The sequence below is a fragment of the Blastopirellula marina DSM 3645 genome (assembly GCF_000153105.1).
Lineage (GTDB): Bacteria > Planctomycetota > Planctomycetia > Pirellulales > Pirellulaceae > Blastopirellula > Blastopirellula marina.
The window spans coordinates 872,477-887,866 of sequence record NZ_CH672377.1; the positions used below are offsets into that span (position 1 = coordinate 872,477).

Annotated in this window: 13 protein-coding genes; 7 read left to right on the plus strand and 6 right to left on the minus strand. The window is 57.0% G+C overall.

The genetic code is table 11. The annotated features are described in order from the left end of the window. The first annotated feature begins 12 nt into the window (after positions 1-12). The 5 genes from DSM3645_RS30545 to DSM3645_RS31495 all read left to right on the plus strand — a co-directional run bounded on the left by DSM3645_RS30545 (position 13) and on the right by DSM3645_RS31495 (position 3,952). Entirely contained in the window at positions 13-159 is a 147-nt protein-coding gene (locus DSM3645_RS30545; RefSeq protein WP_002654915.1) for a hypothetical protein, read from the plus strand. A 540-nt stretch (positions 160-699) separates the two neighbouring features. Beyond that, positions 700-1,716, plus strand: coding sequence for a DUF1559 family PulG-like putative transporter (locus DSM3645_RS22560; RefSeq protein ID WP_002654916.1), 1,017 nt, complete (start codon positions 700-702; stop codon positions 1,714-1,716). Positions 1,717-1,820: 104 nt separating this feature from the next. Beyond that, on the plus strand, positions 1,821-2,231 hold the full coding sequence (locus DSM3645_RS22565) for a hypothetical protein (RefSeq protein ID WP_002654917.1): 411 nt from the start codon (positions 1,821-1,823) through the stop codon (positions 2,229-2,231). A 51-nt stretch (positions 2,232-2,282) separates the two neighbouring features. Continuing rightward, positions 2,283-3,731 carry a Gfo/Idh/MocA family protein gene (locus DSM3645_RS22570; protein WP_040352940.1) on the plus strand — a complete coding sequence of 483 codons (1,449 nt, stop codon included), beginning with the start codon at positions 2,283-2,285 and terminating at the stop codon, positions 3,729-3,731. A gap of 38 nt (positions 3,732-3,769) precedes the next feature. Beyond that, positions 3,770-3,952, plus strand: a complete 183-nt coding sequence (locus DSM3645_RS31495) for a hypothetical protein (protein WP_002654919.1) — start codon at positions 3,770-3,772, stop codon at positions 3,950-3,952. A gap of 544 nt (positions 3,953-4,496) precedes the next feature. On the opposite strand, the gene DSM3645_RS22585 is transcribed toward DSM3645_RS31495, so the two are convergent. Both DSM3645_RS22585 and aceE read right to left on the minus strand, forming a co-directional pair. After that, positions 4,497-5,915: a 2-oxo acid dehydrogenase subunit E2 gene (locus DSM3645_RS22585; protein ID WP_002654921.1), complete on the minus strand. Its 1,419-nt coding sequence runs from the start codon at positions 5,913-5,915 to the stop codon at positions 4,497-4,499. A 53-nt stretch (positions 5,916-5,968) separates the two neighbouring features. Beyond that, entirely contained in the window at positions 5,969-8,686 is a 2,718-nt protein-coding gene (aceE, locus tag DSM3645_RS22590; protein ID WP_002654922.1) for a pyruvate dehydrogenase (acetyl-transferring), homodimeric type, read from the minus strand. 20 nt (positions 8,687-8,706) lie between these two features. Here aceE and DSM3645_RS31660 point away from each other — a divergent pair, with 20 nt between their 5' ends. After that, complete coding sequence (locus DSM3645_RS31660; protein ID WP_002654923.1) at positions 8,707-8,835, plus strand: hypothetical protein; 129 nt, start codon at positions 8,707-8,709, stop codon at positions 8,833-8,835. A 180-nt stretch (positions 8,836-9,015) separates the two neighbouring features. Here the strand turns inward: DSM3645_RS31660 and lpdA are convergent, their stop codons facing one another. From lpdA to DSM3645_RS22610, 4 genes are all read right to left on the minus strand, one after another. Beyond that, positions 9,016-10,440, minus strand: a complete 1,425-nt coding sequence (gene lpdA, locus DSM3645_RS22595) for a dihydrolipoyl dehydrogenase (protein WP_040352942.1) — start codon at positions 10,438-10,440, stop codon at positions 9,016-9,018. A 138-nt stretch (positions 10,441-10,578) separates the two neighbouring features. Next, positions 10,579-11,187, minus strand: coding sequence for a 30S ribosomal protein S4 (gene rpsD / locus DSM3645_RS22600; RefSeq protein WP_040352943.1), 609 nt, complete (start codon positions 11,185-11,187; stop codon positions 10,579-10,581). Positions 11,188-11,365: 178 nt separating this feature from the next. Then, positions 11,366-12,451, minus strand: a complete 1,086-nt coding sequence (locus tag DSM3645_RS28870; RefSeq protein ID WP_002654926.1) for a phosphatidate phosphatase App1 family protein — start codon at positions 12,449-12,451, stop codon at positions 11,366-11,368. 156 nt (positions 12,452-12,607) lie between these two features. Then, positions 12,608-13,606, minus strand: a complete 999-nt coding sequence (locus DSM3645_RS22610) for a cytochrome-c peroxidase (protein ID WP_081444974.1) — start codon at positions 13,604-13,606, stop codon at positions 12,608-12,610. A 59-nt stretch (positions 13,607-13,665) separates the two neighbouring features. Between DSM3645_RS22610 and DSM3645_RS22615 the strand changes: the two genes are divergently transcribed. Next, positions 13,666-15,243: an amidase family protein gene (locus DSM3645_RS22615; RefSeq protein ID WP_050769489.1), complete on the plus strand. Its 1,578-nt coding sequence runs from the start codon at positions 13,666-13,668 to the stop codon at positions 15,241-15,243. Positions 15,244-15,390: the final 147 nt, after the last annotated feature.

Below are 15,390 nucleotides of genomic sequence, written 5' to 3' on the forward strand. Positions count from 1 at the left end.
TCGCCTAGAGTCATGAAAATCGCCGCCGAGCCGTTGTCACCATCTCTCGGCAGCAATTCATGTGCGGTCGACGCGCCAATCGTCGTCGCTATCTACCGACGGACCAAGACGCCGGCGATGCTGATCCCGCTGATTTGGCCGTTGTCGCTGGCGCAGTAGAACGGATTGAAGCAGGCGAAATAAGGCGTCCGGCAATTTGTCCCCTATACGGCTATCGGCGAATTATTAGCCTTGATGCTGTCTGTATGATGAGATCTTCGCCAACAGTCATTCGCACGCCGCCGAGAAGTTCTCTCCTATTTCTAGGTCCTCTCCCTATCAAATACACGAAGGAGAAATTGGCTCTACGGCAATCTCCAGAAATTCCTTGCCGAACATGATATCTCGTGGTATTTTGAGCCAAATAGAGAATGCAGGCGTCGCCCGTTTTCGCATCGTCTGGAATGACAACGACGCGCAAGTGGTAGGATCTGCTCTTCTTTTTCTCATTTATGTGCTGAGATGGCGAAGCACATTACTCCCAACTTTTATTGAAGATTCTCACAATGACTGCCTGGCGAAAATAACGGGTTTCTATACTTTTTAGCCCCCCCATAATGCGACGATTTCCTACTGGCTGGTAAGCAAAGTTTTTTTCTGCTTGCATTTCTACGCACTTGAAACAGTACTTATTTTTCCTTTTTAGCTGGGAACCGAGCTATGAATCGAAATCGAGCATTTACATTGGTCGAATTGCTGGTAGTCATCGCGATTATCGGCGTATTAATTGCTCTCTTGTTGCCTGCCGTACAGCAAGCTCGCGAAGCGGCCCGGCGAATGGAATGCAGCAACAACTTGAAGCAACAAGGCCTCGGTCTGCATAACTTCCACGATACGTTCGGGCGTTTTCCTCCGGGAACATCCAATAACTTGGCTCCCTTCGGAACAGCTACCGTGAGCCGATGGGGTACGTCTTGGATGGGCTACCTTCTACCATTCGTGGAACTGGGCAACATATTCGATGCAGCACAATTGACGACAGACATCAATTACAACGCTGCGTCGATTAAAAGTGCTGTCGGTGTTGATGCAGGATCTCCGACTTTGAGCATCTATTCTTGCGCTTCTTCGTCGATGGAAGAAGTTGCGAACGAGAACCCTTTCACAATGGCTCCCGACTATGCGGCGATCGCGGGAGCGGTGGGCAGTTTTGGCGGAGTTACGGGCGGTACCGAGTACACTTCCAGCAGTTACGGCACCCACGCGACCAACGGCTTATTGCACTACAACTCGCAGGAAACGTTCAGCACCGTAACGGACGGAACCAGCAATACTATGGCGGTCGGCGAAGTAGGAGACTATGTCTATACTGGTACTGCTAGTAGCCCAGTGCGAGCCGACTATCGTCCTGGGGCAAATTATGGCTTTCTTATGGGCGTCATTGGAAACGATGATAACACCACGGTCTTGCCGTCGGGCTCAAATGGACGCCCAAGTAACACCACGACGCTTCGCTACCAGATCAATCCGGGCAAGAATCAATTTTTCTCGACAAGTTGCTCTGATGGCGTTTGCACAAGCGTAGGTGGGAATCATCCGCTAACGTCGGCACATCCCGGCGGCGTGCTTGTCCTGTTAGTAGACGGCTCTGTGCGTTTCATCGCAGAAACGATTAGTACGACGACTCTAGCGAATCTTGCCGTGAGAAACGACGGAAACGTATTGAGTGATTTTTAAGCCTGTAGTTTGTCAGCTACCACTCGGCGGACAGGCTCGGGAGAAAAAGTCGGGCCTCTCTTTTATCTCATAAATCGTCGCTTTCCTCAAAAGGCTTCCCTATCGTGATCGCTATTCTTCGCATATTAACAGCAAGCCTTTCGCTTTTCGCTTGGGGTTGCGCCCAGGCGGATAATTCCGATCGCTTCGAACCCACCAACGCTGTCACTGGCGCCGTAACCGTCGACGGAGTCCCCCTCGAGTCCGGGTCGATTCAATTCACTTCCCCCGAGGATGTTCGCCAAGGCTCTGAGGCATTCGCCGAGATCACCGCTGGCGAGTATAATGCCAACGTAACCGCTGGCGAAAAAATCGTGCTCATTCGCTCGCCGCAACCGTCCGGCTCGCCCGATGTAACGGGCACAGTTCCCACCAAAGAAACGCTTCCCGCGAAGTACAACACGCGAACTACCCTGAAAGCGGTCATTGAGCAGGGCCCCACCACCGTTGATTTCACCCTGGGATCTACTCGCTAGTTCCGCAGGGCGAAGTTATCACCCCCGTCCCACTTTTCATCGGAGCTTACCGTGTCAACACTCAATCGTCGTACATTTCTTCAATCGACTGCTGCCGGAACAGGTTTGATTCTTACGGGGACCGCCGCTTCCGGCGCCGTTTTGGGCGCCAATGATCGCGTCCGCATCGCCGTAGCCGGTTTGAACGGCCGAGGCAAAGCCCACATCAGCGGCTGGACAGGCCAAGAAAATGTCGAAATCGCCTGTCTGATCGATCCCGATGAAAAAGTATTGGCCCGCGCCATAAAAAGCGTGCAAGAGAAAGTCGGCGGAAAGTACAAAGTGAAAGGGTTTCGTGACGTTCGCGAAGCGTTGGACGACCCGAATCTCGACGCGATTTCGATCGCCACGCCGAACCATTGGCATTCGCTGATGACCATCTGGGCGGCCCAAGCCGGCAAGCATGTCTACGTCGAAAAGCCGATGAGCCATGATGTGGCCGAAGGCCGCGTCGCCGTCGAAACCCAAAAGAAACATGGCGTCGTGATTCAGCACGGTACGCAGAACCGGAGTAACGCCAAGATCGCCGGTCTGCACGAAGCGATTCAGGCCGGCAAGTGGGGCAGGTTGAAGATCGCTTACGGATACTGCTGCAAGCCGCGCGGCGGCATCGGCGAAAAGTCGATCTCGCAACCTCCGGAGAATTTGGATTGGAACCTGTGGCGCGGCCCGGCGGACATCACCGACTTCCACGCCAACTATCATCCCTACAATTGGCATTGGTTCTGGAAGACCGGAAACGGCGATCTCAACAACCAGGGAACCCATCAACTGGACATCGCGCGTTGGGCGATCGATAAGGATCAAACCCATCCCGTTCGCACTATGGCGATGGGAGGCCGTTTCCAATGGAACGATCAAGGCGAAACGCCGAACACCATGTTCGCAATGGCCGAATACCCCAACGGACAGTATGTGTTCTTCAACGTTCGCAACGTCAACTACAAAGGTTACGAACATCAAGTCGAGAACGAATACTACTTTGAAGACGGCGGGCGGATCGTCCGCGGCGTTTACTATCCCAAGGGAAGCGACAAGGGAGAGAAAGTAAGCGTGGAAAACGGCCAGGTCACGCCCGGCGGCAACTGGGGCAGTTTCATCTCGGCAGTTCGCGCCAATGACCCGAGCATGGCCAACGGCAACGTCGAAGACGCCCACAATGCTTGCGTGCTGGGGCACTTGATGAACAACTCGTATCGTCTGGGCGAAGAAGCGCCGTTCAACAAGAAGACCGGCAAATTTGGCGACAACGCCGACGCCGCCGAACACTTCGGTCGTCTGCACGACATCATGGCGGACGGCGTAGGCGTGAAGGACAGCGAAAAGTACGTTGTCGGCCCGATGCTAACGTTTGATCCAGAAACGGAACGGCACACCGGAGATCACGCCGCAGAAGCCAACGCACTCCTGAAAGACTCGGACCGCAAAGGCTTCGAGATTCCCAAAGCTGCGAACGTGTAGTAACTCGTCGTATTCGTGGACAGACGCCAAGCGATCGCTTGGCGTCTGTTTTTTTTGATCGGAAGCGTCTGCAAAAGAGAAACTGCAGCGTACGAGACGGATCTCCCGGCGACTCTGCGGTCGATCTGGTTGTTCGTTATCCGATCCCTGATTCGTTTGAACTCGAAAAACCGCTCACGAAAGCGGAAGAACAAACACGGCAGACGCCGATTGACAAATAGGCTGTCGGCGCCAAAGTCGAGAAGGATAGCAGCAAGGTCAGCCAAGCGGTTACGGGTCGATCTTCTCGTCATCTATCCGACAAAATCGATTGGCCTGGCTCTTTCTGTAATTGTGGGATGCATGCGGGCGCGTCTTGTTCCAGAAGCTTCAATCGCTGCGACTCCATAGTGTGAATCTGATCGAGCACTCCCTGGCTGGATTTTTCGAATCCGTCGGTCAATTGTTGCGCGAGTTTCCGCCGCTCCTGGAGCTAATCCGCATGAATTCCATGGGTCCAATTCCTGAACGGCGAGGGGTTCTGCTAGAAATTCTGCCGTCGTTCAGCATGGCCCATTTCGGTGGCGACGTCTATGGAAAACAAACGACAATTCCCGTTACGAATGAGCGTCCCAAACGCTAAAACGCGCGGCTTTCATCTGGCAATTCCACGCCGACAACGCTAGCATCGCGGCGCAACTCCCGGGATATCCGGCGCCAAGGGCGCACAAAAAAAGCTCACCCAATAGGGCGAGCTTTTTTAGGAGCTTTGAATTCCACCGCAAACTACGGAGCCAGCAACAACCGGCTCGGCGCTTCCAGATAAGATTTGATCTCATTCAAAAAGCGAGCGGCCGTCGCTCCGTCGACCAGGCGGTGGTCGTACGACAGGCTCAGCGGCATCATCATTCGCGGCACGATCTGGTCGTTGACCACGACCGGCAACTTGCGCGAGCGGCCGACTAGCAAGATCGCGACTTCCGGGACGTTGATGATCGGAGTCGAATAAGTTCCGCCGATCGCGCCCAGGTTACTGATGGTGAACGTGCCGCCGCGGATCTGGTCCATGCTGAAGGTTCCGCCGCGAACATCGGCGGCGAGCTTTTGAACGTCGCGAGCGATTTCTGGAATGGCCAAACGATCGGCGTTACGAATATTCGGCACGACCAAGCCGCGTTCCGAATCGACGGCGATGCCGACGTTGACGTATTCCTTGTAAACGACCTGGTTGTTTTCCATGTCGATCAACGCGTTGATCGCCGGATTGTTCCGCAGCGCCAGCGCGACCGCTTTGACCAGGAACGACATCGACGTCAGTTTGACGCCGGCCGAGGCATAGTCATCTTTGCTCTGCTGCCGCAGCGCTTCGAGCGCGGTGACGTCGGCGTCATCAAAGTTGGTGACCCGCGGAGCGGTGGTCCACGACATCACCATTTGATTGGCGATCGTCTTGCGGATCTTCGCCATCTTTTCGATGCGAACCGGACCGTAGGCATCTTCGCCTTGCTCGCCTGGCGGGGTTACCGCCGGCGTCGTCGTCGGCTTGTCCGCTTTGGCCGGAGCGACGGCGGTTAACGTTGGCGCCCCCCCCTGGCTTAGTTCGCGAACGGTCGCGAGCACATCGTCACGGGTCACGCGTCCGTTGTTGCCGGTGCCGCGAACGCGACGCAGATCGACCCCCACTTCGCGAGCGAAGCGGCGAATCGCCGGACCCGCCGGAACGTCGTCTTCTTCTTGATAAATCAGGTCGGCCGACGAAGTCGCAGCGCGAGCAACGGGCGCTGCGTAGGTGACCGCCGGTTCGGGGGTCGGAGCCGGTTTGGCAGCGGCCGGCGCCGGTTTCGGCGGTTCGGCTTTGGGAGCTTCCGCTTTGGGGGCAGGCTCCGCTTTCTTGGCTTCGGCCTTGGGGGCTTCTGCCTCTTTTTTCGGCGCTGGCGCCGGCTTCGATTCTTCTTTGGCGGCGCCTTCGGAAGCTTCGACCGAGATCAACGCGCCGCCGATCGGCACGGCGTCGCCTGTCTTCACGTGAACTTTGGTCACTTTACCGGCGACGTTGGTCGGAATTTCGACCGTCGCTTTGTCCGTTTCCAGCTCAAGGATATTTTGATTCTTCGTGACGACGTCACCTTCGGAGACGTAGACCGAAAGGATGTCGCCTGAATCAATGCCATCGCCCAGTTCGGGCAATTTAACTTCTGTCGCCATGATGCTGCTCCGGCGGAGTCGATATCGATTTATAAGGAGTGCGCGAGGGTCGCCTACGCAAAGTAGGGATCGACCTTTTCAGGGTTGTAGTCGAGGTCTTTGATCGCTTTAGCGACCTTCTTGGCGTCAACTTTTCCTTCGCGAAACAATTGGTACAAAGTGGCGATCACCACCGAAGCCGAGTCGATCTCGAAGTGACGGCGAAGCGCTTCACGCGTTTCGCTGCGTCCCATGCCATCGGTGCCGAGAGCAAACAGGGCGCCCGGCAGGTAATCGCGAATCTGTTCAGGTAACGCTCGCACGTTGTCGCTCGACGCGATGAACGGGCCTTGGACCCCTTCCATCACTTCTTCCAGGTACGACTTACGCGGAGTTTCTAGCGGGTGAAGCATGTTCCAACGTTGGCAAGCGTGAGCGTCGCGACGCAGCTCGGTATAGCTGGTGACGCTCCAGACGTCGCTGGAGATGTTGTACTTGTCGGCCAAGATCTGCTGAGCGTCCAAAACGCATCGCAAGATCGGCCCGCTGCCGAACAACTGCACGCGAGTCTTGCCCTTGGCCGAATCGAGCGAGTTGAACTTGTAGATGCCGCGAACAATGCCTTCTTCGGCGCCTGCGGGCATCGCCGGCATCTGGTAGTTTTCGTTGCCGACGGTGATGTAGTAGATCGCCGTTTCGCCGTCGACGTACATCTTTTTCATGCCGTCAAAAATCAACACGGTCGTTTCGTAAGCGAACGCCGGATCGAACGAGCGAACCGTCGGGAAGGCGATCGCGTTCAAGTGGCTATGACCATCTTGATGCTGCAGACCTTCGCCGTTAAGCGTCGTACGTCCTGCGGTGCCGCCGAGCATGAAGCCCTTGGCGCGGGTATCGGCCGCAGCCCAAATCAAGTCGCCGACGCGTTGGAAACCGAACATCGAGTAGTAGATGAAGAACGGCACCATGTTGATACCGTGCTGGCAATACGAGTTACCCGCCGCGATGAACGACGACATCGAGCCGGCTTCGGTGATTCCTTCTTCCAGAATCTGACCGTCTTTGGCTTCCTTGTAGTACATCAACTGATCGGAGTCGACCGGTTCGTACAATTGGCCGCCGTGGGCGTAAATGCCGATCTGGCGGAACATTCCTTCCATACCGAAGGTGCGCGATTCGTCGGGGACGATCGGCACGATGTTCTTGCCGATGTTTTTGTCTTTGACCAACTTGCTGAGCAGACGCACAAAGCCCATCGTCGTCGACAGCTCTTTGCCGCCGCTATCGCCGAGGAACTCTTGGTAATCGTCGAGCGACGGAACGTCCATCTGCGGGCAAGTCGTCGGTCGCGTCGGCATGAACCCGCCCAGCGCTTCGCGGCGCTTGACCAGATATTTCATTTCGGCGCTGCCTTCAGGCGGACGATAGAACGGGGCTTTCACCACCTCTTCGTCCGAAATCGGAATGCTGAAACGGGTACGAAACTCGGCTAGTTCTTTTTCGTTCAGCTTCTTCTGGTTGTGGGTGACGTTGCGGCCTTCGCCCGCTTCGCCCAGACCGTAACCCTTGACCGTTTTGGCCAAGATAACGGTCGGTTTCGTGGTGCATTCGACCGCCGCTTTGTAAGCGGAGTAGACCTTTTCGGGATCGTGGCCGCCGCGAACCATTTTCTCTAGACGCTCGTCGGAGTAGTTTTTCACCAGCTCGAGCAGCTCGGGGTACTTGCCGAAGAAGTGCTCGCGAATGTAGGCGCCCGGCATGACGACGTACTTTTGGTACTGGCCGTCGACGACTTCTTCCATCCGCTTGACCAGCAGCCCTGATTGATCGGCTTCGAGCAACGGATCCCAGTCGCTTCCCCAGATGACTTTGACCACGTTCCAGCCGGCGCCGCGGAAGACCGCTTCCAGCTCTTGAATGATCTTGCCGTTGCCGCGGACCGGACCATCCAACCGCTGCAAATTGCAGTTGATCACCCAGGTCAGGTTGTTCAGCCCTTCGCGAGCGGCCAAGCTGATCGCGCCCAAGGTCTCCGGCTCGTCGCATTCGCCGTCGCCCAAGAAGGCCCAGACGCGCGTTCCCTCGGTCTTCTTGATGCCGCGATCTTGCATATAGCGGTTGAAGCGAGCCTGGTAGATCGAGCAGATCGGGCCCAAGCCCATCGACACCGTTGGGAATTCCCAGAAGTCAGGCATCAACCACGGGTGCGGATAGGACGAAAGCCCCTTTTCTTCTTGCAACTCGCGACGGAAGTTCTCTAGGTTCTTTTCGCTCAAGCGACCTTCGACAAAGGCGCGGGCATAAATGCCCGGCGAAGCGTGCCCCTGGAAGTAAACTTGATCCCCTTCGTAGCCGCTGCTGCGACCACGGAAGAAGTGATTGAACGCAACTTCGTACAACGTCGCGGCCGAAGCGTAGCTAGAGATGTGACCGCCGAGCCCGCTGAAATCACGGTTGGCGCGAGTCACCATCGCCATGGCGTTCCAACGAATGACGCTCTTGATGCGGCGTTCAAATTCGCGGTTGCCTGGGTAAGCAGGCTGCTGGTTAACGTGAATCGTATTGATGTACGGCGTGTTGGCCGCAAATGGCAAATCGACACCACGCGAGTGAGCGCGGTTCTCAAGCGCGGAGAGAAGATAGCGAACCCGTTCGCCCCCTTTGCTCTCAATGATGTAGTCGAGCGAGTCGAGCCATTCTTTGGTCTCGTTCGGATCGATATCTTGCGAGTGAGCCGCCGGGTTATGTCGCAAAATGTTTTCTTCGGCGGGCATCAACTTGGCTTCTGCCATTAAATTTTCCTCGCTAGCACATGGAAACTGCGGAGGCGCCAACCTTGGGCGCCGCGACCGCCGGCATCTTCTGGGATGGCGGAAAATCGAATCCAGCAGTCGAAGTCGGGACAGACATCATCAACATCCGTCCCCGAATGAGTCACTAAGTATAGGCCGCACTTCAATTTCGACGCTAGACGGTGGGGACAACCCCCGCTTGCGCCCGCAGCACATTTAACACAATCAGACGTTCCGGTATTCTCCGCCAGAACGCCTTCGCAGAAAAGGGCTCCGCCGAGAAATCGGGAGCCCTTGTTAATCCGATACGACGTAACAACTTACGTCGCTTATCTCTTCGGCTTGTAAATCTCGGTCGCCGTTCCGAAAAAGACTTCGGCCGCATTCATGACAGTTTCGCTGAGCGTCGGGTGGGGGTGGATCGCAGAAGCGATGTCGCCCACTTCGGCTCGCATCTCAATCGCCAAGACCGCTTCGCCGATCAATTCGCCAGCGCCGGGGCCGACAATACCGCAGCCCAAGACGATCTTGGTGGTCGGATCGACGATCCATTTGGTCATCCCGTCCGAGCGTCCCAGTGATTGAGCGCGACCGCTGGCGGCCCACGGATACATCACAACTTCGACTTCGCGGCCTTCTTTTTTCGCCGCTTCTTCCATCAATCCGGCCCACGCGATCTCTGGATCGGTGAAGATCACCGCCGGAATCGCCGCTGGCTTGAACTCGACCGGATGACCCAGCAACGCTTCGATCGCCGTCCGCCCCTCATGCGTCGCTTTGTGGGCGAGCATCGGATCGCCGGTCACATCGCCGATCGCCAGCAATTTCGGGTCGCCTGTCTTCAGTTGGCCATCGACTTCGATAAAGCCGCGTTTATTCACGACGACCTTGGTGTTTTCCAGGCCGATTCCCTTGGTGTTGGGCCAACGTCCGATCGACACCAGCACGCGATCGTATTGCTCGGTCCCAAACTTGGCTGGGCCTTCAAACGCGACTTCCACCTTGTCGCCGCGAATACCGATCGAACCGACCTTGGTGTTCAGATGCAAACGACCTTCAAACAGCGATTCGATCCGCTTTTGCAGCGGCTTGACCAGATTACGATCTGCGCCCGGCAACAGGCCGTCGGTCAGTTCAACCACGCTGACTTGGGTCCCCAATTGGGCGTAGACGCTGCCCATTTCGAGGCCGATATAGCCGCCGCCGATGACGAGCATCGTTTCGGGGACTTCTTTCAACTCTAGCGCGCCGGTCGAATCCATCACGCGATCAGAATCGACTTGAAACGCCGGCGGAACCGCAGCGACCGAACCCGTCGCAATCACGCAATGATCGAAGGTCAGCTTGCCCCCTTCCGGAATCGAAGGGCTGTCGCCGGTCAATTCGAGGGTGCCGCTATCCAAAAACGTCCCGCGGGCCTGAATGACCGTGACGTTGCGACGCTTAGCGAGTTGCTTCAACCCACCCGACATCGCGTCGATCACCTTGTTCTTGCGGGCCCGCAGTTTATCGAGATCGATCTGCGGTGATCCGAACGAAACGCCCCATTCGTCATGCAGGTCGTAGGTTTCGTCGATGACTTTGGCGACGTGAAGCAGGGCTTTCGAGGGAATACATCCTCGTAGCAAACAGGTTCCGCCGAGCTTCGGCTCCTGTTCGATCAAAGTGACTTCCATACCGTGGTCGGCGGCGAGAAAGGCGGCGGCGTATCCGCCGGGACCACCCCCCAAAACAGCAAGCTGCGTGTGGCTCATGTCGGTTCTTTCAGCGCTTGTCTAACGATCGAGACGATGGCTCAATTGCTGGGACATAAAAAAAGGGATTCTTCGATGTGGGTCACACCTAAAAATCCCTGGAAAGTTCGTAATGATTTGGCGAATAAGTCGGCGGGGTTAGCGCGACATAAATTCGACCACCATGTTAACGTCTACCGGCAGGCTCACGTCTCCGGCCGTCGGAATCGAGTCGAACGAAGCCGACAACGTCTCCTGATCCGAAGATACGAACTCGGCTACTTGACTGCCGTTTTCGCCCAGGATGCTGCGATAGAGAATCTGCAGCTTCTCGCGATTACGGACGCTCACTACGTCGCCGGGACGCATCTGAAACGACGGCTTGTCGACCTTGGCGCCGTTCACCAGGAAGTGACCATGCACGATCCCTTGGCGAGCTTGCGGGCGGGTCAAAGCCATGCCGGAGCGACGGACGACGTTATCGAGACGACGTTCGCACAGGACCAACAGCTGTTCGCCGGTGTTCCCCTTCATGTGCTTCGCCATTTCGAAGTAACGACGCAACTGGCGCTCGCCCAGGCCGTAATAATGTTTGATCTTCTGCTTCTCCATCAACGCGGCGCCGTAGTTGGACGGCCGACGAGGACGGGTATGCATGCCAGGCGGAGTCGCACGTCGATCATAACCTTTGATCGCGCCACGGTTCTCGTAGATCACGCCGCCCAAGCGACGATTAATCCTGGCCTTAGGACCTGTATAATGGCCCATCAACTACTCCTGATTGCGGTTCGACAACGACCACGCAAGGCGATCGGAAGGTAAATTCGGTTTACTGCGGACGGGAACTCGGAGTTCTCCTGGCCGGATGGCGGGCCCACAGATAAACCGCATATCGTGCCACAAAGACTTCACCCTGGCAAGAGGCTCGACTCTGTTTTTGTCGACTTCACCCAAAGCGGCTGGAGATCTGCGGCAACTCGGGGGAAGAAAGGAGCCGATCGACGATCTCACACGGCTCTCGAAAGACTTGCCAGGACTTGTCCGGAAGGCTGTGAAATGCGCGGGCATAGCGGGCCGGATGCGAGTTTTTACCGCTTAAATCTCGGATATAGATCCGCTCGACCTGCTGCGGGAACTTACGGGCGATCACGCCGTAGGTTTCCGGATCTTTTTCGCCGGAATCGCCGACCAAGACAAACTTGCGACTCGGAAAAGTCTGCAAAATATGCTTGATCGCCTTCCGCTTCCCCCACCGGCGGGCGATAAAGAGCCGCAAAACGCTGGGGTCGCGAAAGCGGATCGATTTCATATGAAATGTCCCCCCCGGCAAGCCTTCCGACACGAAAAGATCGGCCAGCGGCGTAAAAAGCTGCCACGGAGACGAGGTCACGTAATGAAACGCGGCGCCCTGGTCCTCCCAAGCTTTAAACAGCTCGGTTACCCCCGGCACCGTTGTGAACTCCTTTAAGAACGTATTGGCCAACATCGCTTTGCGGGCTGCGACGTCGGTATGTTTCACCGTGTCGTCGATGTCCGAAATAATCGACATTCCGGCATGTTCCAGCAGTTGAATTCGCGCCGGAAACGACCGCTCATCTTCGGCGTCGATCACCAATTGAAACGGCAGAAATACGCCGGCTGCGCTCGATTCGAGATACGACTCGACTGCTTCGCGATCAATCTCGATTTTCCCGCGAAACTGCCCATTTTTGCCGGAACGCTCTCGCAAGCGATATCGCCGCTGGCCGATCTCGACGACGATCTGCTTGCCGCGATGCTTGTAGACGGTAAAGCCCAAAATCCGCTGCTGAAAGATCTCGGTTTGCAGATCTTCGGGGCTCGCATCCATCAACCGCGCCAACAGACGCAGCATAATCCACCGCGGCAGATTGTCGGGGACTTTTTCAAAGATACAGCCATGAACTTCCACAACCCAGCGCCTGCCGTCGGCAGACGGGTAACCGTAGGTAGGATAGACCACTACCGATTGACTGGCGGTTAAGTCAGTTACGGCCATGTCGTCTGGCTGCATGACGACGCTCCGCTCTAGCGGAGACCCAATACTAGCAAAGGTTTACGTTCAAATTCCGCTGGGCATTGTAGCGAAGAATCGCAAGGGCGGAAAACGATTCCGGCCAAATTGCCCAGATTCCGCCAAAGCTTCACGCTCTCGCGACACTTCCTCTTTTTACGGTGAGTTTGGCGGCAAATCTATCCCGGGCGCCGACTCCCCATTGGGATAGGTTCGGCTTCGAAGCCCCGCTCGCAGAAAATAGAGCAAGTCCGCTTTCTCCTCCGCGGTCAACTTCAGCGGTCGCATTCGCACATCGAGTCCCTCGCGCTGATTTCCGCCGCGATCGTAATATTCCACGACATCCTTAAGGGTCGATAAACTTCCATCGTGCATATAAGGAGCTGTTCGCTCCAGATCACGCAACATCGGAGTACGAATCTTTTTTGGCTCCAATCCGATGCCGGTATCGTGAAACTGATGATCGGACAGCACCTTAGCGATATGGCAGTCGCCGCAGTTAGCACGGGAGAAAAAAACGCTCGACCCGCGCGACATTTGGTCATCCATTGCGGTCGCCCGCCCGTTGCGAAACAAATCGTACGGGGTCTCGGCCGCTAGCAACGTTCGTTCAAAAGCGGCAAGCGCCTGGGCGATGCGCTGCGCCGTCACCGTCCCTGCAAAAACCGCCTGAAACTGCGCCGCATAGGTTGGATCAGCCGCGAGACGCTCTTCTAACGCATCGAGATCCATGTCCATTTCGACCCGATTCTGGATCGGTTCGAGCGCCTGCTCTTCCAAAGTTTTCGCCCGCCCATCCCAAAACAGCGAGTGCTGCAAACCTGTGTTGATAATCGACGGCGGATTGCGTTCTCCCAAGCGACCTGCAACTCCCCGGGCGAACGGAGCTGCAATCGACCACCCATGCTCCGGATCGTGACACGAAGAGCAGCTGATCGAGCGATCCCGCGAAAGCTGCGTGTCAAAAAACAATCGCCGCCCGAGCTCCACTTTACCAGGCGTGATCGGGTTGCCATGCGGCACACGCACCCAATCGAGTCCCAGCGGCACGTCCGAGAGAAAATCATCGGCGGCCGCGCTGCTCGGCAGCATGAGCAAGAGTGAGAACAAGATGAGCGTGCAGAGGATCATGGGCAGGACGCAAGGGGAGGACATCGTCTATCATACAGCGAACCGACGATCCTGACCGCGTTGTTTTTCTCGAGTTTTGCGACATGGACGCTCCCCTCCACTCTTCCTTGCTTTGGCGGAAAAGCGCTTCGCAAATCGCCGCCGGCGTCGCCGCTGGAGACTTCTCAGTCACCGAAGTGGTTGATCAACATGCCCTGCGGATCGAACAGGTGAATCCGCAGATCAACGCCGTGGTCTATTCGCTGCTCGATACCGCACGCAAGACCGCCCAAGAGCTCGACAAAGCGGGACGCCCGAGCGAACCGGGGCCGCTGCATGGCGTGCCGATCACCATCAAGGAATGCTACTACGTGCAAGGCGCACCGGCGACGATTGGCCTGACGCACAAGCAATCGATCTCGCAGCGGGATGGGGCGCACGTTCAACAGTTGCGCAGCGCCGGCGCGATCCCGCTGGGCGTCACCAATGTGCCGCAATTAATGATCCTGCACGAAACCGATAATCCGGTCTATGGCCGCACCAACAACCCCTGGAACTTAGAGCACGGCGTCGGCGGCTCGAGCGGCGGCGAAGCGGCGATCATCGCGGCCGGCGGTTCTCCACTTGGCCTGGGTAGCGATCTCGGCGGCAGCATTCGCTTGCCGGCGCACTTCTGCGGCGTCCACGGCCTCAAGCCGACCAACCGTCGACTGGCGCGCATCGGCGCCGTCGCCAATTTGCGCGGCATGCAAGGAGTTGAATATCAGCCAGGTCCGCTTGCGCGGCACGTCGAAGACCTGGAACTTGCGCTGCGCGTCCTTTCATCCGCCGACTATGGATGGAGAAACGCGGATGTCGGATGCGCTCCGCTGGCTCGCAGCAGCGAGGTCGATTTCACCCAGCTTCGAATCGGATACTGGGAAGACGACGGTTACTTTCAAGCGGCGCCGGCGATTCGTCGCGTCGTTCGCGAGTCGGTCGCTGCGCTGCGAGAGTGCGGCGCCGAAGTGGTTGAACTATCGCCGCCCAACGTACCGGCGGCGCTGCAGCACTACTTCGCGATGGTCAGCGCCGATGGAGGAGACGACTTTCGCCAACTCCTGAAAGGCGGCAAACAGGATGCGGAGGTCGCGAGAATTGTGCGATTGGCCCAAACGCCTCGTTGGATTCGCCCGCTGATGGCCGCGCTGCTGCGCATGCGGGGTGAAAAGAAACTGGCCGACCTGTTTGTTGCGGCCGGGCCACGTTCGGCCAAGTCGCTCTGGAAAGCGACCGCCGCTTCGCTTGAATTTGTCGCATCCATCCAGCAATCGTGGGATGACGCCAACATCGACGCGGTCATCACGCCGCCGCATGCGCTGCCGGCGTTTCTACACGGCATGGCGGTCGAACTATTGCCGTCGGCTAGCTACGCACTGCTATTCAATCTGCTGGGCGGGCCGTGCGGCGTTGTCACTTGTTCGCAAGTGGGCGCTGACGAACTCTCGGATCGCACCGATCTTTCGGATCCTGTCGAACGCAGCGCCCAACGTGTCGAATTGGCGAGTCGCGGGCTCCCTGTCGGGCTGCAAGTCGCCGCGCGCCCCTGGCGCGAGGACCAAGTTCTGGCGATTATGTCCAAAGTCGAGTCGTATTTTCGCGATCGCGCCGATTACCCCGACGTCTCGCGCCTGCCGATCTAGTCGGATCTGTTGATCAACAGGGAGAGACATGTTCTCTCCCAAACATTGCGGCGATGCGAACATGGTTCGCAATAGCTTGCCGTTTTGACCTCGCTTGCGCTTCGGGATATGAAGAAAAAAAGGCGCCCTGTGATGGGCGCCTTTTGA

Bases quoted from the DNA above. Each gene is read 5' to 3' on its own strand.
- aceE (WP_002654922.1), bottom strand. From the start codon at position 8,686: ATGGCAGAAGCCAAGTTGATGCCCGCCGAAGAAAACATTTTGCGACAT.
- DSM3645_RS22585 (WP_002654921.1), bottom strand. From the start codon at position 5,915: ATGGCGACAGAAGTTAAATTGCCCGAACTGGGCGATGGCATTGATTCA.
- DSM3645_RS22560 (WP_002654916.1), top strand. From the start codon at position 700: ATGAATCGAAATCGAGCATTTACATTGGTCGAATTGCTGGTAGTCATC.
- lpdA (WP_040352942.1), bottom strand. From the start codon at position 10,440: ATGAGCCACACGCAGCTTGCTGTTTTGGGGGGTGGTCCCGGCGGATAC.
- DSM3645_RS28870 (WP_002654926.1), bottom strand. From the start codon at position 12,451: ATGCAGCCAGACGACATGGCCGTAACTGACTTAACCGCCAGTCAATCG.
- DSM3645_RS22615 (WP_050769489.1), top strand. From the start codon at position 13,666: ATGGACGCTCCCCTCCACTCTTCCTTGCTTTGGCGGAAAAGCGCTTCG.
- DSM3645_RS31660 (WP_002654923.1), top strand. From the start codon at position 8,707: ATGGAAACTGCGGAGGCGCCAACCTTGGGCGCCGCGACCGCCGGCATC.
- DSM3645_RS30545 (WP_002654915.1), top strand. From the start codon at position 13: ATGAAAATCGCCGCCGAGCCGTTGTCACCATCTCTCGGCAGCAATTCA.
- DSM3645_RS22610 (WP_081444974.1), bottom strand. From the start codon at position 13,606: ATGTCCTCCCCTTGCGTCCTGCCCATGATCCTCTGCACGCTCATCTTG.
- rpsD (WP_040352943.1), bottom strand. From the start codon at position 11,187: ATGGGCCATTATACAGGTCCTAAGGCCAGGATTAATCGTCGCTTGGGC.